Raw genomic sequence first — 19,676 nt, forward strand, 5'->3', positions numbered from 1 at the left:
TCAGGCCTTGTCGGAGACCAGTCTCAGCGGAACCCGCGACGGGGATGTCGGGGCGGGCGGTGTTCCGCCGATCAAGGCCAGGGCGTCCTCGTAGTCGCCTCCGAAGTTCACCCGCGTGATCTCGCCAAGCTTGTGCGCCGAGGGCGCGGCGTCCCATTTCGCGTCGGGACCGATCTCCAGCATCCAGACGATGCCGCCTTCGATGCTGATCACCTTGCCGACATAGCAGGCGTCGGGCTGGTCGCGTTCCTTGTGGATCGTCACGAGTGGAAACCGCTCGGCGGCCGAGGTCAGCAGCGCGGCGATATTGGTCAGGCGAAGCGTGAGCTCGGGTCGAACCTCGCCCCGGGCGGCGAGCGCGGCTTGGGTGAAATCGGCGTAGGGGTCGGCAACCAGCTCGTCCACGTCGTCGACACGGAAGCATTCGAAGCCGTCGAGCCACAGGCGGTCACTGACCAGGCCGAGCAGGAAGAACTCGGACTCGACGCCCAGAACATAGCCGCGAACATAGGTTTCCTCGAACGGACGGTAGAGGCGGATCAGCCGTTCGCCACGCTGAGCGTCGCGCAGCTGTTCGATCATTGTCATCGCGTCCGCCCCCGGATCACGCGCGTTTCTAGGCCGCGGCCTCGACCGAGGCCCCGCGCAGCAGGTCAGCCACCGAGATCTGCGACAGCCGATCGGCCACCGCCGTGTCGGCCGCGATCATCGCCCCGCGCACGGCGTCGGGGATCTTCTCGCCGACCGGGCAGCCCTTGACCCCCTTGGGCGCGACGCCGAGGTGGGCGCAGCCGTTCACGGCTCGCAGCACGACGTCCAGGGTGATGGTCTCGGGAGACTTCAGCAGCCAGGCGCCGCCGTTGGCGCCGGCGCGCGCGCCGATCAGCCCCGCCTTTCCCAGCATGGCCGTCACGCGACGCACCACGACCGGGTTGGTCGGGACCGAGGCGGCGAGTTCGGCGCTGGCCACGGCGCGGTCGGCCGAAAAGGCGCTCTTGTGCGCCAGATAGGCGAGGGCGTGGGCCGCTACGGGGAATTTCTGACTGTCGGACATTTTTCTGTGGCAGGACCCTAAGGGCGTCGCTCGTGCGTTCAATCAAAAACTATCGGCGGCGAAAAGCCGCGGCGGGCAAAAACTATCGTCGTCCTCCGGCTTCAGGTCGTGATTGAACCGGAGCGGGATTGGGTGTATCGCGCCCCGCTTGATCGATATGGGGCTCCGCACCGCGTTTTGCGAGGGCGACCCCGGAGGGATTGAATGGCTTCCGAAGCCTCTGGCGCGCCCGCTCCCACCAGCGCCGTATCATGTGACGTCCCTCCGCAAGCTGGCCATGACCCGAAAGGTCATAGCTTCCTGGCGCTCGCCCTCGGCGCCGTGGGCGTCGTGTTCGGGGATATCGGCACCAGTCCGCTCTATGCGATGCGCGAGGCGCTGGCCCATTCGCGCAGCACCACGGCCACCGAGCACGCGGTGCTGGGGGTGGTGTCGCTGGTCCTGTGGACGCTGACCCTGTTCGTCACGATCAAGTACGTGATCTTCTTCATGCGGGCCGACAACAAGGGCGAGGGCGGCACCCTGGCCCTGATGGCCCTGGCCCAGAAGGCCCTGGGCAAGGTCGGCAACAAGCGATCGACGGCCGTCTTCTTCCTGGGCGTGATCGGGGCTGCGCTATTTTACGGCGACGGCATCATCACTCCGGCGATATCGGTGCTGTCGGCGGTCGAGGGCATGAAGGACGCGCCGCATGTCGGCCACGCCTTGTCGTCCTATGTCCTGCCGATTTCAGCCGGGATCCTGGTGGCCCTGTTCCTGGTCCAGGCCAAGGGCACGCACCGGATGGCCGCGTTGTTCGGACCGGTCATGGCCGCCTGGTTCCTGATCCTGGGCGCGCTGGGCCTGTACCACCTGGTCGACGACTTCTCGATCATGCGGGCCTTCAATCCCTGGTACGGCGTGCGCTTCCTGTTGGAGAACGGCTTCCTGGGCTTCGTGATCCTGGGCAGCGTGTTCCTGGCGGTGACCGGCGCCGAGGCGCTGTACGCCGACATGGGCCACTTCGGCAAAGGCCCGATCCGCGCCGCCTGGCTGTGGCTGGCCTTCCCCTGCCTGGCCCTGAACTATCTGGGCCAAGGCTCGCTGGTGCTGGACCACCCGGCCTCGCGGCACAATCCGTTCTGGGACATGGTCCCGACCTTCGCCTACTGGCCGGTGCTGCTGATGGCCACCTTCGCCACCGTCATCGCCAGCCAGGCGGTGATCACCGGCGCCTTCTCGATGACCCAGCAGGCCGTGCAACTGGGCCTGCTGCCGCGCCTGGACATCAAGCGCACATCCGAGACCCAGGCCGGCCAGATCTATGTGCCGGCGGTCAACACCTTCCTGCTGGTCGGCGTGCTGGTGCTGCTGGTGATGTTCCAGAGCTCGCACAAGCTGGCTTCGGCCTATGGCATCGCCGTGACCGGGGCGATGTTCGTCGACACCCTGCTGGCCTATGTGGTGCTGCGCCTGGTGTGGAAGTGGAATCTCTGGCAGACGGCCGCCCTGCTGATCCCGCTGGCCATGATCGACATGGTGTTCATCGCCTCCAACGCGCTGAAGATTCCGGACGGCGCCTGGCTGCCGCTGGTGTTCGGCGCGGTGCTGGTGTTGGTGATGTGGACCTGGACACGCGGCGCCCAGATCCTGACCGACAAGACCCGCCGCGACTCCGTGCCGCTGGTCGATCTGATGGAGATCCTGCGAGCCCGCGCCCCGCACCGGGCCCCCGGCACGGCGATCTTCCTGACCTCCGATCCGGACATGACCCCGGTCGCGCTGATGCATAACCTCAAGCACAACAAGGTGCTGCACGAACGCAACGTGGTGCTGACCGTTCGCACGGTCGAGACCCCGCGCGTCGCCGACGAGGACCGCGTGCGCACCCAGGCGATCAACGCCGACTTCAAGAAGGTCGAGATCTTCTACGGCTTCATGGAAAGCCCGAACGTGCCCAAGGCCCTGGCCATCCTGCGCAAGCAGCAGGGCCTGAAGTTCGACATCATGGCCACCAGCTTCTTCCTGGGGCGGCGCTCGATCGTGCCGTCGGCCAACAGCGGCATGCCGCTGTGGCAGGACCGGATCTTCATCTTCCTGATGAAGAACGCCACCAACCCCACCGACTTCTTCAAGATCCCACCCGGCCGCGTGGTCGAGCTGGGCGCCCAGGTTACGGTTTAGAGGTTACGGTCTAGATGAACATCCTCGGCGTCATCGGCGACGTGCTGTGGCTGCTGGCCCTGTCGATCATGGCCGGCGCCTCGCGCATGGCCTGGGGCAAGGTCAAGGACGTGCTGGTTCCGGTGCTGTGGTCGCCGTCGGGCAAGACCCTGTGGCGGGCCCCGCGCGCCGTGGCCCTGGCCTCGCTGCCGACCGTGGCCTTCCTGCTCAGCCTGTGGCTGCTGGCCGAAAGCCGCCGGCCGCTGGACCTGAACGTCGGGATCATCCTGCTGTGCGTGCGCGCGATCCTGGCGGCGATCTTCGCGGTGGCGCACCTGACCCAGGTCCGCCGCGCCCTGAACCAGCTGGCCGCCGAAGGCCAGATCAAGCTCTGACATCAGTTCTTCGCGCACTGGCGTTTCAATGCGCGTGAAACCGCGCTAAACGCCCGGCGACCCGGTGTTTCTCCGACGGAGAAACACTCTGCGACTTTGTGTTTCTCTAAAGGACCCCGCTCATGGCCGCCAAGCCCGTGAAGAAGGTCGTGCTCGCCTATTCGGGCGGCCTCGACACCTCGATCATCCTCAAGTGGCTGCAGACCGAATACGGCGCGGAGGTCATCACCTTCACCGCCGACCTGGGCCAGGGCGAAGAGATCGAGCCGGCGCGCGCCAAGGCGCTGGCGGCGGGCGTGAAGCCGGAGAACATCTTCATCGAGGACGTGCGCGAGGAGTTCGTCCGCGACTTCGTGTTCCCGATGTTCCGGGCCAACACCGTCTATGAGGGCCAGTACCTGCTGGGCACCTCGATCGCCCGTCCGCTGATCGCCAAGAAGCAGATCGAGATCGCCCGCAAGATGGGCGCCGACGCCGTCAGCCACGGCGCGACCGGCAAGGGCAACGACCAGGTCCGCTTCGAGCTCGGCTACTATGGCCTCGAGCCCGACATCCACGTGATCGCCCCCTGGCGCGAGTGGGACTTCAAGTCCCGCGAGGCCCTGCTGGACTTCGCCGAGAAGCACCAGATCCAGATCGCCAAGGACAAGCGCGGCGAGGCCCCGTTCAGCGTCGACGCCAACCTGCTGCACAGCTCGTCGGAAGGTAAGGTCCTGGAGGATCCGGCGGTCGAGGCCCCCGAATTCGTCCACATGCGCACCATCGCTCCGGAAGATGCGCCCGATAAGCCGACCGTCATCACCATCGACTTCGAAAAGGGCGACCCCGTCGCCATCGACGGCGTCAAGCTGTCGCCGGCCGCCCTGCTGACCAAGCTGAACGAGCTGGGTCGCGACAATGGCGTCGGTCGCCTGGACCTGGTCGAGAACCGCTTCGTCGGCATGAAGTCGCGCGGCGTCTACGAGACCCCGGGCGGCACGATCCTGCTGGCCGCCCACCGCGGCATCGAGAGCATCACGCTGGACCGCGGCGCGATGCACCTGAAGGACGAGCTGATGCCGAAGTACGCCGAGCTGGTCTACAACGGCTTCTGGTTCACGCCGGAGCGCGAGATGCTGCAGGCGGCCATCGACTACAGCCAGGCCAAGGTGGCCGGCCAGGTGCGGGTCAAGCTCTACAAGGGCAACGTCACCGTCATCGGCCGCAGCAGCCCGTACTCGCTGTACGACCAGGACCTGGTCACCTTCGAGGAGGGCAAGGTCGCCTACGATCACCGCGACGCCGGCGGCTTCATCAAGCTCAACGCCCTGCGCCTGCGCGTGCTGGCCAAGCGCGACCAGCGCGGCGGCTAGGGCTTCAGGCCGTACGAAACGACAAAGCCCTGCCGGCGACGGTGGGGCTTTTTTGTTCGACTTGCGGACGTGAACGATCAGCCCACCGAATAGTCCAAGGGCCATCGCTTGGTAACGGCTGCCTCAATGAGATGGGCCGCCGTCAGTGAAACATGCGGTTTGTTTTTTCGTTCGCTCCGCCATCCGAGCCCGAAGGTTGTGATCAACGCGAGACCCGCCACTGGCGTCACCCAGGGGGGCAAGGTCGTCCAGTATAATCCCGCGGCCATGCAGCAAATGCAGGCGAAGGCGGCTAGGTTGAAGCGATAGTCGGACCAGCCCAGGCCTTCGGGCCCGAAATGCTTTCTCCAGTGGCCCCACAGTGGTTTCAAATCCACCGCGAACCGTTTTTCGTACAGGTCGAAGAACTCGACGGCGTCGTCACCGTCCATGCCCAAATCCTCCAGTAGGCGCGAGTTCAGATCGATTTCCGAGACAGATAGTCCGCGCTCCTCGGCCAGGAGGGCGATGACCTGTTCGTGAAGGTGGCTCATGGTGTCTCGCCCGGCCGATACGTCCGCTCAACGTGGTTCTTCAGGTCTTCCGGATGGAAGTAGACCAACCGCAATTCGCCGTCGGCGTAGAGCTGGGCCTGATCGTCGAAGTGCTCCGACTTGGGATCGCCGCTTTCACCGCCGGCCGACACCGCCAGGGCCTTCACCTTCGGCCCGAACTCCACGACCGCGACGAAGCTGTTGCCGCTGGTTCCGTAGTACCGCTTCGTGCCCGGATAGCGCTTGGCCCCGAACGAGGCCAGTGAGCCCCACTGGCCCGAGGCGAAGGGCACTGGGGTCGAGGGCTTGGCGTCGTCGAAGTGCTGGACGATGGCGCCGTCGTTGCGCTGGAAGCGGTTGATCTGGCCCCAGGGCGTGCGCCAGTCGCCGAAGTCGGCGGTCAACCGGTCCGAGGCCTCGGCCAGGACCGCCAGCTTCTGGGCCGGCGTCGTGGTCTCGGCCATGTACTTGTAGACCGACACGCCGGCCTTCTTGGCTTCGGGCGCCGACTTGGCCCACAGGGCCTCGCCCCAGAACACCGCCAGCGAGGTCTCGGTGGAGCCTTCCGACCATTTCAGGTCCCAGGCCTTCAGCGCCGCCATCTGCGCGCCAAGCCGCGCCTTGACCGGGTCGCCGTCGGGCGTCTCGTCATAGGCCTTCGATAACGTCGGGATCAGGTCGGCGAAGGCGGTCAGGTAGGGATCGTAGGCGGCCTGGATCAGGGTCGGCAGGGTGAAGTCCTTGCGGGCGGAGAGCACCCGCGTGGCGTGGACCCCGCGCGGCGTCTCGCCGACGCTGTCCATGTAGCGCGGGAAGTCGGCCGGCTTGGGGCTGTAGGGACCGGCCGCCGAATAGGGCCAGTTGTTGGTGTTCATCAGCCAGCCATTGGGCGGGTTCTTCAGGTGCGGCGCCTCGTCGAGCGCGTGCAGGCCTTTCCAGTCGGTGGCAGGGTCCGACCCGTCGACCGGCTTGGTGTAGTCGAAGCGGTCGTCGCGGCGGGGTATGAACTGCGGGTGCAGATAGGCGACCTCGCCCTTGTCGTCGGCGAACAGCGTGTTGTTCGAGGAATTGGCCTTCAGCTCGGCCACTTTCAGGAAGCTGGCGTAGTCGGTCGCCTTGGTGCGCAGGAACGACTGCTCCAGCGCCTCGACCGGCCTGTACATCATGGCGAAGGCCACCCATTTGCCGTCGGCCGCGCGGATGATCGGGCCGTGGTGGGTGCGATAGACGGTGAAGGTCTTGCGGGCCAGCGACCCGTCGGCGGCCTTGTAGGGCACCTCGACGGTCGAAACCGTCACCGGCCGTTCCTCGGTCCCGTATTTGTAGAACAGCTTGCCGTTCTTCCGGACGATCGTCTCGGCGAACTCGTCCACCACGTCGACCGTGCTGGAGGTGTGCATCCAGCCGGCATGGGCGTTGAAGCCCTGATAAACGAAGAACTGGCCCCAGGTGGCCGCGCCATAGGCGTTCAGCCCCGCGTCGCTGCTCATCTGCAGCTCCGAGCGGAAGAAGAACGAGGTGTGCGGGTTGATCAGCAGCAGGGCGTGGCCGTCCTTGGTGTTGGATGGGGCGATGGCGAAGCCGTTGGAGCCGGTCGGTTCGCGAAATTCCACGGCTTGGGCGAACTCGCGGGCCTTGACCTCGGCCGAGGCCTGCAGCTGGGGCTGGTCGTAGAAGGCCTCCAGCTCGCCCAGCGAAATCCGTTCGACGTCGCCGCCGATGCTGCCCTCGGTGAAGCTCAGCGCCATCCAGGGCTCGAAACGGGTGATGACCCTCGGCTTCGTGGCGGGGTGGGTCGCCAGATAGAAGTTCAGCCCGTCGGCCCAGGCGTCCATCAGCGCCTTCAGCCAGACGGGGCTCTGGGCGTAGCGGGCCTGGAGGTCGGCCGGATCGACGAACAGCTTCATCCGCAGGTCCTGCCAGACGGCCTTCTCGCCATCAGCCTCCGCTGTGCGGCCCAGGGCGGTCAGGTAGTTGGTCTCCACCCGATTGAAGTCGTCCTCGGCCTGGGCGTAGACCATGCCGAACACCGCGTCGGCGTCGCTCTTGCCGTGGACGTGAGCGATCCCCCAGTCGTCCCGGATGATCTGAACGTGAGCCGCCGTGGCGCGCTGGCGGGCCAGGTCGGCAGTGGGCGAAGCAGCCCAAGCCGGCGCGGAAAGGGCGGTCGCTGAAAGCGCCGCGCAGGCGGCCGACAGCAGAAGCAGGTTTCCGATGCGCAAAGTCCACGCCCTCCCCATCCAGGAGGCGGACCGTCGGGCGCCGTCCGCGCCTTGTCCAGACCCGCGTGGCCGCTGGACGCGATCAACCCCGCCGCGCGCGAAAAGCGGGCGGGCCAGGGGTCATGGGCTGTCTGGAAGGTCTTTGGTGGAGCCGAGGGGAGGCTATCTTTTCTGTGGAGAAAGTCGTTAGATCCCTTGTAGATAAGGGTTTCGGCGCTACTTCTGCCACCCATGTCGACCCGAAAACTGCCCCCCATAAAGCCCTCCGCATCGCCCTCGAAGGGCCCTGGGATCTACCAGCGAACCGGCTCAAGGAACTGGTATGTTCGGGTCCACGTGCCCCCATCAGCGGGCCTCGGTGACCGTCACATCGAGCGCAGCTTACGCACCTCGGATCGCACCCAGGCGCTGAAACGTCTTCCCATCGTCGTCGGCGAGATCAAGACCGAGATCGCCAGGATGACGCGGGGTGACGACGGCGCGCTGAAGCCCACGGCGTTGCGGCCGGGCAAGGAGCCGGAAGAGTTCGTGGCCTGGTGGCGCGACCGCGTCTTCAAGGCGGGCGGTAATCCCGACAAGGGCGACGTGCCTCGCGACCTGGAGATTGAACTCGATCTGGAGGCCGAGCGTCGTCTCGGGCCAGAGATCGGCGTCGAGGTCGACCACGAGGGCGAAGAGCATCCGGTCTATCGGCCTGAAGCGGAGCAAGAGGTCGTGGCCCTCTACGCGCTTGCACACGGGCGGCGTAGCCCGCCGGATGCCGGCCTGGAGCGCTACATCAAAGAGCGCCACATGAAGCCTCGCTACGCTGACCGCATCCGGCGCGCCGTGAAGCGCTTGAAAGCCTGGATGTCGAAGCGGCCCGGCGGCGCGGACATCAAACGGCTGAACAAGCTGGAGGCGGCGCTGTTCGTCGACAATCTGGTGGCCAGCGGCATCACGACCTCGACCGTCAACAGCTTGGTGTCATCGTTGGCCACCTACTGGAGCTGGATGGAGCGCCGTGGCCTCGCCGAGCGAAACCCTTGGGCTGGCCAGCAGCGCAAGCCGCCGGTCAAGGAGGGGGCCGAGGTGCGTGCCTTCACGGACAAGGAAGCCAAGGCGCTCTTGAGTGGCGCGACTTACGTCACCCTGCACGATCTGATGCGGATCGCCGCCCTAAGCGGCATGCGGATCAACGAGATCTGCAACCTACGTGTCGACGACGCCGTGGGCGACATCTTCAACGTGCGCGACTCGAAGACCAAGGCGGGCATTAGACGCGTGCCGATCCACTCGGAACTTAAGGCGCTGGTCGAGCGTCGGTCGAAGGACAAGGCCGCTGCCGACTACCTGATCGAAGAGCTGAAGGCTCCCGAGAGCCGCTCGAAGGAGCGGTCGGCCAAGGCGTCGGAGCGCTTCACGGCCTACCGCCGCGACCTCGGCGTGGATGAGCGGGAAGAGGGGCAGCGCGTCTCCAACGTCAACTTTCACTCCTGGCGACACTGGTTCACCACCAAGGCACTCCAGGCGGGCCAGCCGCCGCACCTGGTGTCGGCCGTCGTTGGTCACGAGGCCGGCAGGTCGACCATGACGCTGAAGGTCTACGACTCCGGCGCATCCGACGAGCAACTCAGGGCGGTGGTCGAGAGCGTGCGGCTACCGGATGGAGTGCCGATTGGCAGTCCTTCCGGGCCTAAAATGGGCGATGGCGTTCGGGTGGCGGTGTAGGTCGGTTCGATCGTTTTTTGGGTCGGATATCTTAAACGGCAAACGTATGCGCCAGCGTGCGCCAATCCCCCCGTAGGGGGTGTCTAGGTCATTTTCCAACCTTAGCGAGGTGCTCGCGAAGTAGGTAGGTCAGTCGGACTTCAACTCTGGGCAACATAGCGATCTGGCCCGAGCCCGTATTGTATTCCTCTGTCTCGTAGCTGACGTGCTTGGTGCCGGGGCTTGGTGGCATGACCATGGTGTAGATGTTGCGCCATAGGCCCGTTCGCCAATCGGCGTCGAGATCGCGATCTTCGGGGTCGTAGGGTCTCCAAACCGGCACGCTGTTGCTGTCGTATTGGACGTAGCCTGTCTGAAGTCGCCACTCTGGATCAGACCGATAGTCGTAAACGACCCGCCTAATCCTCTCCACGCCGTATCCGACATCAATGCGTTGATCGCGGATCGCCAACTTCACCTCCCTGGAAGGCTAACTGCTACCACTCACGCTTGTCTCTCTGAAGCGTGGTCTTGTGCGACGTCTCAAGTAGCGCTCTTGGCGTCTCACATAAATGGTATTGACGTTCTGAGACTCACTCTCTAGATCGTCTAGGATCCTAGTGAGACGGGAGTGGGCATGATCATCGGATACGCCAGGACTTCGACGACCGACCAAAAGGCCGGCCTTGAGGCGCAGGAGCGGGACCTGTTGGCCGCCGGCTGCGAGCGGCTCTTCATCGAGCAGGTGTCATCGGTTGACGTGGTAGCGCGCGAACAGCTCGCCACGGCGCTCGACTTCGTCCGGGACGGCGACGTCCTGGTCGTGACCAAGCTCGACCGATTGGCCCGCTCGGTGTCGCACCTCCTCGACGTCTCGGCCCGTCTCAAGGCGAAGGGCGCTGCGCTGCGGATCCTCGACCTCGCCATCGACACTTCGACCGCCACTGGCGAGCTGTTGCTGACCATGGTCGGAGCCATCGCCCAGTTCGAGCGCGCCATCATGCTGGAGCGCCAACGGGAGGGCATCGCCAAGGCCAAGGCTGAGGGGAAGTATCGCGGCCGCAAGCCGACGGCGCAGGCGAAAGGAGCGGAAGCGCGAGAGCTGGCGGCCGATGGCCTCCGCCCCGACGCAATCGCCAAGCGCCTCGGGATCAGCCGAGCGTCAGCCTACCGGTTGCTCGCCCAAGAGCCCCCTACGGCGACTCTGGTGGACGGCTAGAGGGGGCTGGAACGAGTCGGCTGGACGTGTGACAGCGGCAACGTGTTTCGGGCCTCCAGGGTGCCCGCCAGAGTCAGGAGTAGGCCCGTGCGTAACAAGGGCGAAAGAGATCGGATTGGCTATCTGCTGGCGGAGAGGGAGATCGTCGCGCAGTTCGATCCGCTGCCCCTCGGCCCCCGCAAGCCGGTGGATACCCGGGACTGGTTCTTCGAGTCTCAGGCCGCCGAGATCCTCGGGATCACCAAGCGGGCCCTGGAGCGTCGCCGGCAGCGGGGCACAGGTCCGGCCAACCATCAACGCATCGGCCGAACCTGCTACTACCTCGACGACATCGACGCCTGGGTGGCGAGCAAGCCCAAGGCTTACAAGCCCCCGCCGAGCTACGGCGAGTGAGTTCCGGGAGGGGTGTCGCCCCTACTATGGACCGGAAACAGCCGGCCGCTTCCCAAGCTGGATCATGACCCACAACACCTACGCCTCGACCGCCAGAGACACCCTCGGCGCGCTGCAAGAAATCAGCGCCAAACTCGACCGGCTGATCGACCTCATCGCCTTCACCCGTCCGTTGGCGGGACGCCCTGCCGGCAGCATCGGCCCGCGCAGGAGGCGGCTCGCTTCGTGACTGACAGTAGTGCTTTCGGTGGCCCGTTCACCCGCGACGAACTCGACACCTCGGTCCCCTTTATCGCCCGCCGGTGCTTGGCAGGTGACCCCGGGTTGGCCTTGTGGGAGAGGGTTCTCGCCGACTTGCTGGCGAAGGAGCCGCCCCGGACACGGCAGCGGAAGGCCATCGATCTTGAACGCCTGAAGGTGGCCCTGAGCGCCGTCCTGGCCAACCTGATCGCCGCGCGCCGTAACACCGTGTCGGTCGAGGCGTTCGTCTCCATGTCCTTTGACCGGAAAACATATGCCGGCACGGATATGCCGCTCGGAGCGGTCGAGGATGTGCGCGACCACCTCCTAGCCCAAGGGCTTGTGGAGGGGGAGAAGGGCTACCAGAAGCGAGAACGGATCGGCGGCTATGACTGGCCGGTGCATGCGCGCCGGACCCGACTCCGGGCAACGCCACGGCTTCTGGCGCAGGTGGTCGACGCCGGCATCGACCTGGAGGCCCCGACCTGGAAGCCGACCAGCGGCCTCGGATGGCGCAAGACGGAAGACATCGTGCGCTTGAAGGAGCCCTATGAGGGCGCGGGGGCTGAGCCGGGCGACGTTCGCGCCAGCCGCCAGGTTCTGCTTGCGGTCAACCGTATGATCCAGGCCGTTCGGCTTGAGCTGCCTCGTGACTCATGGGACCGCATCCGCGCTCGCCTCCACGACCAAGGCTCGGATGAGGCCATGGATCGCATGTCGTCTGGCGACGCCGGAAGGCTGGCGCTCTATCGGAGCTTCAAAGGCGACTGGAACAGCGGCGGCCGACTCTATGGCGGATGGTGGCAGACGGTGCCGAAGCGCGAGCGCCCGCATCTGACCATCGACGGCGCGCCGACCATCGAGCTCGACTACGCGCGGATGCAGCCGAGCCTGCTCTACGCCGAGCGAGGTCTTACGCTTGACCACGACCCCTATCTTCCCCCGGGCTTTCTGGTCCCGAGGTCCGTGAGGTCGGAAAGCGGATCTTCAACCGACTCCTGAACGGCAAGCCTGCGGCCCTGCGGGCGGGGGCGGAAGACAAGGCCCAGCTCGCAGGTGCGGTCGACTTCAAGGTCTTGGTCGCTGCCGTCATCGACATCAATCGCCCCGTTGCAGACGCCTTTGGCACTGGGGCAGCGGCGCGGCTGCAACGCATCGACAGCGACATCCTGATCGAGGTGCTGACGAGGACGGTGAAGGTGGGGGCCGTCGCCCTTCCCATCCATTACAGTCTCATCGTCACAGCAGAACACGAAGGCCTTCTACGAGCGGCGATGGCCGGTGGATACCAGGACCTGACCGGTCATCCGCCACCTCCCATCTGTCGGGTGGGCTCTGGCTGATGAGGTCTACTTCGTCGGGGGAGGGCATCACCATCGCCAAGCGTTGGGGACACTGCGGGGGTCCTAGAGGCCATAACTCAGCGCCATAAGATCGACGCCGTGCTCGCGCGTTTACGTTCGGCCTACCCTGCTTTTTTCGATGGCTGGGGAGATGTCGGTCCCTCGGTCCGCTGGCGGGCCAAGCTCCACAACTGGTTGCGTCGTCGAACCCTTTCGTCTCAAGTGCGGGCCGGGCGCTAACGGGGATATGATGCAGCCAGCCACCGCCAACTTCGAGTTCCTGCGCCCGCAGGGGCAGCAGCTGGTTCGGTTGGCGGCCCAGGCGGAGCACTACTTCCGCACGGACCCCAACACCTCCCTGATCAAACTGCGGCAGTTCGCCGAGCTTCTGGCCAAAGAGGTCGCCGCTCGCACCGGCTCGCTGAAGTCGCCCGACGAGTCCTTCTCCGACATCCTCGGCGTGCTTGGGCGCGCCGGCTACGCCTCGCGTCAGGCGCTCGATCTGTTCCACTACCTGCGCAAAGCCGGCAACGACGCCGTCCACGGCGACCTAGATGATTTTGCAGCCGCACTTGCTGGTCTGAAGGTAGCCCGTGAGCTCGGCGCGTGGTTCGTCCGCAGCTACGGTGGAACGCCCAAGCTCGCTCTGGGACCGTTCGTGCCGCCGCCCGCGCCCGCCGACCCCACCGCCAGCCTGCGGGCCGAGCTGGATCAGCTCAAGGCCGAGGCGGAAAGTCATCGCAGCGCCGCCGAGATCGCCCAGGCCCGCGCCGAGGCGCTCGCGCTCGACAACCTCGAAGCGGCCGAACGCTTAAGTCGGGAAGCCGAGGAGCGACAGGTCTGGCAGAAGCTAGCGGAGGACGCCGAGGCGGCGGCGGGCGAGGTCAGGGCCGCCCTTGAGGCCACCCAGCGGCAGGCGGAGAAGACTGCCCCGGCCGAACTCGCCAAGCTCGAAAAGGCCGCCGAGGCCGCCGACAACGCCATCAATCTCGACGAGGCGGCCACCAGGGCTCTCGTCGACCAGCAGCTACGCAACGCTGGCTGGGAGGCCGACACCCGCGAGCTCCGCTACGCCAAGGGCGCGCGGCCGACCAAGGGGCGCGACTTGGCCATCGCCGAGTGGCCCACCGTCAGCGGCCCCGCTGACTACGCCCTGTTCGCGGGGCTGACCTTGGTCGGTGTCGTCGAGGCCAAGCGCCGCAACCGCAATGTCATGAGCGTGCTGCCCCAGGCCGAGCGCTATGCCGCCGGGATTGAGCCTGGGGCGCATCATCTGCACGCGCGAGGTCCGTGGGGGGAGTTCAAGGCCCCGTTCGCCTTCTCGACCAATGGTCGGCCCTACCTCAAGCAGCTAGAGACCGCTTCCGGCATCTGGCGTCGGGACCTGCGGCGGCCGACGAACGCGGCGTCGGCCTTGATGGCCTGGCCGTCGCCTGCTGGGCTCCTGGAGCGCCTGGAGGCTGACCAGGAGGCAGCAGAAGCGACCCTCCAGACCCAGGGCTTCAACTTCGGCTTCGACCTGCGACGCTACCAGCGCCAAGCTATCGAGGCGGTCGAGAAGGGCCTCGCGGAGAACCGGCCTCACATGCTGATCGGCATGGCCACCGGCACCGGCAAGACCAAGCTGGCCATCGCCATGCTCTACCGGCTGATCGCCGCCAAGCGCTTCCGCAGCGTCTGCTTCGTCGTGGACCGTAGCGCCCTGGGCGACCAGACCGAGCGCGAGTTTACCACCACCAAGGTCGTCGCTGGCAAGGCCTTCGCCGAGATCTTCGGCCTCAAGGGCCTTGGCGACGTGACGCCCGACCCCGAAACCCGGATCCACATCTGCACCATCCAGGGCCTCGTGCGCCGCACCTTGTTCGCCGACGATCCGGCTGACGCGCCGACGGTCGATCAATACGACCTGATGGTCATCGACGAGTGCCACCGGGGCTACCTACTCGACCGCGAGATGTCCGACGCCGAGCTGAGCTTCCGCGACCAGGACGACTACGTCTCCAAATACCGCCGGGTCCTGGACTACTTCGACGCCACCAAGATCGGCCTGACCGCCACCCCGGCCCTGCACACGGTCCAGATCTTTGGCGAGCCGGTGTTCCGCTACTCCTACCGGGAGGCGGTGGTCGACGGCTATCTGATCGACCACGAGCCGCCCATCCGTATCACCACCGCCCTGGCGCAGGATGGCATCCACTTCGTCGCCGAGGAGGAGGTGACCTTCGTCCACGCCCCCACGGGCGAGGTCGAGTTGTTCAAGCTGCCCGACAGTCTCGATTTCGACGTCGAGGGCTTCAACCGCACGGTCATCACCGAACCCTTCAACCGCGCCGTCGCCGACGAGTTGACCCGGCACATCGACTTGGCCGAGCCCAACAAGACCCTGGTCTTCGCCGCCTCCGACGCTCACGCCGACATCGTGGTCAAGGCGCTGCGCGACGCCTTCCGCGAGGCCCACGGCGACATCGAGGACGCGGCGATCCGCAAGCTGACCGGCAGCGTCGACAAGGTCGGCAAACTGATCCTGAGCTACCGCAACGACGCCCTGCCGAAGATCGCGGTGACGGTCGACCTGCTGACCACCGGCGTCGACATCCCGAAGATCACTAACCTGGTGTTCCTGCGCCGGGTGAACAGCCGGATCCTCTATGAGCAGATGCTCGGCCGGGCGACGCGCCTGTGCCCGGAGATCGGCAAGGAGACCTTCAGGATCTTCGACGCGGTCGACCTCTACTGCAAGCTTCAGGACATGACGGAGATGCGGCCGGTTGCGGCCGACCCGAGTCTAACCCTGACGCAGCTGCTGGAGGAACTGGCCAACATCGAGGACGCCCGGCATCGCGCCGACGTCCGGGACCAGATCATCGTCAAGCTGAGCCGCCGTCTGAAGCGCATGTCGGCCGAGGCCCGCGCCAAGGCCGAGCTGGCGGCCGGCGAGACCCCGGAGGAGACCCTCGCGCGCTTCAGGGCCGGAACGGCGGAGGATCTGGCCAGTTGGGTTCGAGGCCGCCCTGGGTTAGGCCCGGCGCTAGACTGGGAGACCTCCGGCGGCACGCCGATCATGCTGCCGATCTCGGAACATCCCGACGCGGTGGTGGACGTCAGCCGGGGCTACGGCGGCGCGCAACGGCCCGAGGACTATCTCGACGCGTTCGCCGCCTTCATCCGCGACAACCTCAACCAGATCGCCGCCCTTACCACCGTGGTCCAGCGTCCGCGTGACCTGACCCGTGCCCAGCTTCGGGATCTGCGCCTCCAACTCGACGCCCAGGGCTTCACTGACGCCAACATCCGCCGCGCCTGGTCCGACGCCAAGAATGAGGACATCGCCGCCTCGATCATCGGCTACGTCCGTCAGGCCGCCTTGGGTGACCCGCTGATCCCCTATGCCGACCGGGTGAAGCGCGCGGTGGACGCGGTGGTCCGCAAGGGCGCATGGACCGATGTCCAGAAGCGGTGGCTTCACCGCATCGGCGAACAGCTCCAGAAGGAGATCGTGGTGGACCGCGAGTCGCTCGATGACGAACCTTTCAAGGCCGACGGCGGCTTCCGGGTGATCAACAAGCGCTTCGACGGCAAGTTGGAGTCGGTCCTGTCGGACCTGAGTGAGGAACTATGGCGAACGGCGAGCTGACCAAGGGCCGGGTCACGACACAGGACATCGTCCAAAAGCTCTGGAACCTCTGCCATGTCCTGCGTGACGACGGCGTCAGCTACCAGGAATACGTCACCGAGCTGACCTTCCTGCTGTTCCTCAAGATGATGGAGGAGACCGGCCGCGAGGATCGCATCCTGGCCGCCTACCGCTGGAAGGAGATCGCCGGCCGCGAGGGCGTCGACCAGCTCGACCACTACAAGCGCGCCCTGCTGGACCTGGGCAAGTCCGGCGACCCGGTCGTGCAGCCTATCTTCACCGACGCCCAGACCAAGCTGCGCAAGCCGGCCAACCTCAAGACCCTGACCACCGCCATCGACGGCCTGGACTGGTTCTCGGCCCGCGAAGAGGGCCTGGGCGAGCTCTATGAAGGGCTGCTGGAGAAGAACGCCGCCGAGAAGAAGTCCGGCGCGGGACAATACTTCACGCCCCGGCCGTTGATCGATTGCATCGTGCGCCTCATCAAGCCGCAGGCCGGCGAGGTGATCCAAGACCCAGCCGCCGGCACCGCCGGCTTCCTGGTGGCAGCCGACCGCTACATCAAGGATCACACCGACGACCTCTACGCCCTGACCCCGGCCCAGGCCTTTTTCCAGCGCAACAGCGCCTTCGTCGGCGTCGAACTGGTGCCCGACACCCACCGCCTGGCGCTGATGAACCTGATGCTGCACGGCGTCGAAGGTCCGATTACCCTGGGCGACAGCCTCACCCCCGATGGCGAGGCCCTGGGCAAGGCGCGTCTGATCCTCACCAACCCGCCGTTCGGCACCAAGAAGGGCGGCGGCCGGCCAAGCCGCGCCGACTTCTCGATCACGGCCGAAACCTCCAACAAGCAGTTGGCCTTCGTCGAGCACATCGTCCGCGCTTTGGAGCCCGGTGGCCGCGCGGCGGTAGTGCTGCCCGACAACGTGCTGTTCGAGGACAACACCGGCCGTCGCCTGCGCCAGTGGGTGATGGAACTGGCCGACCTGCACACCATCCTGCGCCTGCCCACCGGCATCTTCTACGCCCAAGGGGTCAAGACCAATGTCCTGTTCCTGACGCGCGGCAAGGCCGACCGCGCGAACACCAAGGGCGTCTGGGTCTACGACCTGCGCGCCAACATGCCGGCCTTTGGCAAGACCCGGCCGCTGTCCATCGCCGACTTCGCGCCCTTCGAGGCGGCCTACGGCGACGATCCGAACGGCGGCGCACCGCGCACCGACGAGGGACCCGAGGGACGCTTCAGGTTCTTCACCCGCGCCGACATCGCCGCCCGCAACGACAACCTCGACATCGCCTGGCTGCGCGACGACAGCGACTCCGCCGAGGATGACCTCAGCGACCCGGAGGACATCGCGGCAGCCATCCTTGGTCATCTGCGAGCGGCCCTGGCGGAGGTCGAGGCGGTAGACGCTGAACTCGCCGGCGAAGAGGCTGTGCCGGTGGAGATCGAGGCGTGAGCTTTTCTGCGTCCGTTCACGAACTCGTCGAGACGTCCGAAGCCTCTCTGGTTCAAGCCGCGTCCGCGTGGCCAAGGGAGCCACTCGGCAACGTTGCCAGTATCCTGAACGGCTTTCCCTTTAAGTCCGACCATTTCACGAACGGTGCAGGCGATCCGCTCATCCGGATTAGGGACGTGACCAGCGGCCGCACTGAAACCAGATACGCCGGTCCACGAGTTGACGGCTACTGGGTCGAGCCAGGCGATTTGGTGGTCGGCATGGATGGTGACTTCAACAGTCGCATCTGGACCGCCGAAAGGGGACTACTGAACCAACGAGTTTGCAAGATTACGCCCGATGAGCAGGTTCTTAACCTGCGCTTTCTTTCCTATCTGCTACCTGGCTATCTGCAGCTCATTAACGAGGCTACGCACTCGGTGACAGTGAAGCATCTGTCATCGAAAACACTTCAAGAGCTGCCTCTTCCCGTTCCTCCGCTCGCCGAGCAGCGGCGGATCGTTGCGAAGCTCGACGCGCTGATGGCCCGGACGGCCCGCGCCCGCGCCGACCTCGACCGTATCCCCGCACTCGCCACCCACTACAAGCAGGCGGCGCTGGCGAAGGCGTTCAGCGGTGAACTGACTGGATCGAACGGTATGGGCTGGAGGGAGCTGCCGATCAGTGAGATTGCAGACGTAGGAACGGGCTCCACGCCCAAGCGTAGTCAGGCTGCATACTACCAAGGCGGCTCCATCCCATGGGTTACCAGCTCGGTCGTAAATCGCGTCTACGTCGACTCGGCTGATGAGTTCATCACCGAACAGGCGTTACGCGAAACGAACTGCAAAATCTTTGAGCCAGGCACGCTGCTGGTTGCGATGTATGGCGAAGGTCAGACGCGGGGACGTGTCTCCGTGCTTGGCATCGCTGCGGCGACCAACCAAGCCCTCGCAGCAATCTCTCTCGCCTCTGAAAACATCGTCCGCCGAGATTACCTGTATTGGTTTTTGCGGTCGCAGTACCTCGTTCTGCGGAGGGCCGCAGCGGGCGGGGTGCAACCCAATCTGAACCTGGGGATCATTAAGGCCACCCGCGTGCCGGTGCCGCCACTGGAAGAACAGGTTGAGATCGTTCGCCTAGTCGACCGCGCCTTCAGCGAGATCGACCGGATGACTACCGAGGCCGTCTCCGCTCTTCGCCTTCTGGATCGCCTGGATCAGGCTGTGCTTGCCAAGGCCTTCCAGGGCGAGCTGGTCCTTCAGGACCCCGCCGACGAGCCCGCCAACATCCTCCTCGACCGCATCCGCGCCGAACGCGCCAGAACACCCAAGGCGATCCGAGGGCGGCGCACGGCAGTCGCATGAGTTATGGCCGGGCCGACGTCGCCATCGGCGTGATTGACGTCGGCTCGCCGAAGGGCGGGAAGCTGGGCTGGGCGATCCTGGCCCCAAACGCCGATCCCGTCCTTGGCAAGGACCTGGATGTCTTCATCGACGCCATGACGGCGTTGGGCTCGAACTGGCCCTTGGCTGTCGGCTTCGAGGCTCCCTTGTTCATCCCGGCGCCCGCCGAGGCCCTCAAGATCCTGAGTGGGCGCAAGGGCGAGGGATCTCGTCCCTGGAGCGCGGGAGCCGGGGCTACTGTAACGACGGCCGCGCTGGCGGTAGTCACCTACACCCTTGCGGGTCTGCGCAGAGGGTTGAGTCGCGCGGTTGCGTCGACGGACTTCAACTCACTGCCGGTTCGCCCAGGCGACACGTTCTTCTTCGAGGCCTTCGTCACGGCGGCGGCGAAGGGCGACGACCACGCCGATGACGCCTTCATAGCCGCCTGGCAGGTCAAGACGCTCCTGGAAGGCGGCCGCGCCTACCGCTCGGCCATCGACGAACCCGAGGTCTTCAGCTTGCTGGGGGCAAGCCTGCTGCGCACCGGCTGGTCGACGGATCTCGCCGTCCTGTCCGCGCCTTGCCTCGTCGTGAAGCCCGGCTTTGACCACTACTCATAGCGAACTGACC

18 protein-coding genes are annotated in these 19,676 nt (G+C 65.8%); 13 read left to right on the forward strand and 5 right to left on the reverse strand.

Going from position 1 to position 19,676, the window contains the following annotated elements; all coding sequences use genetic code 11:
• Both G3M62_RS01205 and G3M62_RS01210 read right to left on the reverse strand, forming a co-directional pair.
• Nucleotides 1-582: a hypothetical protein gene (locus G3M62_RS01205; RefSeq protein WP_205691932.1), complete on the reverse strand. Its 582-nt coding sequence runs from the start codon at nt 580-582 to the stop codon at nt 1-3.
• A 34-nt stretch (nt 583-616) separates the two neighbouring features.
• Nucleotides 617-1,054, reverse strand: a complete 438-nt coding sequence (locus G3M62_RS01210; protein WP_165184079.1) for an Rrf2 family transcriptional regulator — start codon at nt 1,052-1,054, stop codon at nt 617-619.
• A gap of 204 nt (nt 1,055-1,258) precedes the next feature.
• Here G3M62_RS01210 and G3M62_RS01215 point away from each other — a divergent pair, with 204 nt between their 5' ends.
• The 3 genes from G3M62_RS01215 to G3M62_RS01225 all read left to right on the forward strand — a co-directional run bounded on the left by G3M62_RS01215 (nt 1,259) and on the right by G3M62_RS01225 (nt 4,943).
• The gene (locus G3M62_RS01215; protein ID WP_165184080.1) at nt 1,259-3,217 is read left to right on the forward strand and encodes a potassium transporter Kup; all 1,959 of its coding nucleotides are present in this window, start codon (nt 1,259-1,261) and stop codon (nt 3,215-3,217) included.
• 14 nt (nt 3,218-3,231) lie between these two features.
• A complete protein-coding gene (locus G3M62_RS01220) occupies nt 3,232-3,591 on the forward strand; it encodes a hypothetical protein (protein ID WP_165184081.1) in 360 nt (119 codons plus the stop codon).
• 122 nt (nt 3,592-3,713) lie between these two features.
• The gene (locus G3M62_RS01225) at nt 3,714-4,943 is read left to right on the forward strand and encodes an argininosuccinate synthase (RefSeq protein WP_165184082.1); all 1,230 of its coding nucleotides are present in this window, start codon (nt 3,714-3,716) and stop codon (nt 4,941-4,943) included.
• A 77-nt stretch (nt 4,944-5,020) separates the two neighbouring features.
• Here G3M62_RS01225 and G3M62_RS01230 read toward each other — a convergent pair whose 3' ends face one another.
• On the reverse strand, nt 5,021-5,476 hold the full coding sequence (locus G3M62_RS01230; RefSeq protein WP_165184083.1) for an acyl carrier protein: 456 nt from the start codon (nt 5,474-5,476) through the stop codon (nt 5,021-5,023).
• A complete protein-coding gene (locus G3M62_RS01235; RefSeq protein WP_246263423.1) occupies nt 5,473-7,698 on the reverse strand; it encodes a penicillin acylase family protein in 2,226 nt (741 codons plus the stop codon). Before G3M62_RS01235 ends, G3M62_RS01230 begins: the two co-directional genes overlap by 4 nt.
• 231 nt (nt 7,699-7,929) lie before the next feature.
• Between G3M62_RS01235 and G3M62_RS01240 the strand changes: the two genes are divergently transcribed.
• Nucleotides 7,930-9,408, forward strand: a complete 1,479-nt coding sequence (locus G3M62_RS01240; protein ID WP_343037657.1) for a tyrosine-type recombinase/integrase — start codon at nt 7,930-7,932, stop codon at nt 9,406-9,408.
• A gap of 88 nt (nt 9,409-9,496) precedes the next feature.
• Here the strand turns inward: G3M62_RS01240 and G3M62_RS01245 are convergent, their stop codons facing one another.
• On the reverse strand, nt 9,497-9,859 hold the full coding sequence (locus G3M62_RS01245) for a hypothetical protein (protein WP_165184086.1): 363 nt from the start codon (nt 9,857-9,859) through the stop codon (nt 9,497-9,499).
• A gap of 165 nt (nt 9,860-10,024) precedes the next feature.
• Between G3M62_RS01245 and G3M62_RS01250 the strand changes: the two genes are divergently transcribed.
• From G3M62_RS01250 to G3M62_RS01290, 9 genes are all read left to right on the forward strand, one after another.
• On the forward strand, nt 10,025-10,606 hold the full coding sequence (locus G3M62_RS01250; protein WP_165184087.1) for a recombinase family protein: 582 nt from the start codon (nt 10,025-10,027) through the stop codon (nt 10,604-10,606).
• A gap of 87 nt (nt 10,607-10,693) precedes the next feature.
• Nucleotides 10,694-10,999 carry a helix-turn-helix transcriptional regulator gene (locus tag G3M62_RS01255; RefSeq protein WP_165184088.1) on the forward strand — a complete coding sequence of 102 codons (306 nt, stop codon included), beginning with the start codon at nt 10,694-10,696 and terminating at the stop codon, nt 10,997-10,999.
• 64 nt (nt 11,000-11,063) lie between these two features.
• A complete protein-coding gene (locus G3M62_RS01260) occupies nt 11,064-11,228 on the forward strand; it encodes a hypothetical protein (protein WP_165184089.1) in 165 nt (54 codons plus the stop codon).
• Nucleotides 11,225-12,241, forward strand: coding sequence for a hypothetical protein (locus G3M62_RS01265; RefSeq protein WP_165184090.1), 1,017 nt, complete (start codon nt 11,225-11,227; stop codon nt 12,239-12,241). Before G3M62_RS01260 ends, G3M62_RS01265 begins: the two co-directional genes overlap by 4 nt.
• Before the next feature lie 74 nt (nt 12,242-12,315).
• Nucleotides 12,316-12,582 (forward strand): hypothetical protein, encoded by a 267-nt coding sequence (locus G3M62_RS01270; protein WP_165184091.1) that lies wholly within the window; start codon nt 12,316-12,318, stop codon nt 12,580-12,582.
• A gap of 250 nt (nt 12,583-12,832) precedes the next feature.
• Entirely contained in the window at nt 12,833-16,216 is a 3,384-nt protein-coding gene (gene hsdR / locus G3M62_RS01275) for a type I restriction-modification system endonuclease (RefSeq protein WP_165184092.1), read from the forward strand.
• Entirely contained in the window at nt 16,198-17,679 is a 1,482-nt protein-coding gene (locus G3M62_RS01280; protein ID WP_165184093.1) for a class I SAM-dependent DNA methyltransferase, read from the forward strand. Before hsdR ends, G3M62_RS01280 begins: the two co-directional genes overlap by 19 nt.
• Nucleotides 17,676-19,025 carry a restriction endonuclease subunit S gene (locus G3M62_RS01285; protein ID WP_165184094.1) on the forward strand — a complete coding sequence of 450 codons (1,350 nt, stop codon included), beginning with the start codon at nt 17,676-17,678 and terminating at the stop codon, nt 19,023-19,025. Before G3M62_RS01280 ends, G3M62_RS01285 begins: the two co-directional genes overlap by 4 nt.
• A complete protein-coding gene (locus tag G3M62_RS01290) occupies nt 19,022-19,666 on the forward strand; it encodes a hypothetical protein (RefSeq protein WP_165184095.1) in 645 nt (214 codons plus the stop codon). Before G3M62_RS01285 ends, G3M62_RS01290 begins: the two co-directional genes overlap by 4 nt.
• The last annotated feature ends 10 nt before the right edge of the window (nt 19,667-19,676 follow it).

It is taken from the genome of Caulobacter soli, assembly GCF_011045195.1.
Classification (GTDB): domain Bacteria; phylum Pseudomonadota; class Alphaproteobacteria; order Caulobacterales; family Caulobacteraceae; genus Caulobacter; species Caulobacter soli.

What these genes read in the sequence shown, in the direction of transcription:
- G3M62_RS01205 (WP_205691932.1), bottom strand. Translation starts at nt 582, where the DNA reads ATGATCGAACAGCTGCGCGACGCTCAGCGTGGCGAACGGCTGATCCGC.
- G3M62_RS01210 (WP_165184079.1), bottom strand. Translation starts at nt 1,054, where the DNA reads ATGTCCGACAGTCAGAAATTCCCCGTAGCGGCCCACGCCCTCGCCTAT.
- G3M62_RS01215 (WP_165184080.1), top strand. Translation starts at nt 1,259, where the DNA reads ATGGCTTCCGAAGCCTCTGGCGCGCCCGCTCCCACCAGCGCCGTATCA.
- G3M62_RS01220 (WP_165184081.1), top strand. Translation starts at nt 3,232, where the DNA reads ATGAACATCCTCGGCGTCATCGGCGACGTGCTGTGGCTGCTGGCCCTG.
- G3M62_RS01225 (WP_165184082.1), top strand. Translation starts at nt 3,714, where the DNA reads ATGGCCGCCAAGCCCGTGAAGAAGGTCGTGCTCGCCTATTCGGGCGGC.
- G3M62_RS01230 (WP_165184083.1), bottom strand. Translation starts at nt 5,476, where the DNA reads ATGAGCCACCTTCACGAACAGGTCATCGCCCTCCTGGCCGAGGAGCGC.
- G3M62_RS01240 (WP_343037657.1), top strand. Translation starts at nt 7,930, where the DNA reads ATGTCGACCCGAAAACTGCCCCCCATAAAGCCCTCCGCATCGCCCTCG.
- G3M62_RS01250 (WP_165184087.1), top strand. Translation starts at nt 10,025, where the DNA reads ATGATCATCGGATACGCCAGGACTTCGACGACCGACCAAAAGGCCGGC.
- G3M62_RS01260 (WP_165184089.1), top strand. Translation starts at nt 11,064, where the DNA reads ATGACCCACAACACCTACGCCTCGACCGCCAGAGACACCCTCGGCGCG.
- hsdR (WP_165184092.1), top strand. Translation starts at nt 12,833, where the DNA reads ATGCAGCCAGCCACCGCCAACTTCGAGTTCCTGCGCCCGCAGGGGCAG.
- G3M62_RS01280 (WP_165184093.1), top strand. Translation starts at nt 16,198, where the DNA reads ATGGCGAACGGCGAGCTGACCAAGGGCCGGGTCACGACACAGGACATC.
- G3M62_RS01290 (WP_165184095.1), top strand. Translation starts at nt 19,022, where the DNA reads ATGAGTTATGGCCGGGCCGACGTCGCCATCGGCGTGATTGACGTCGGC.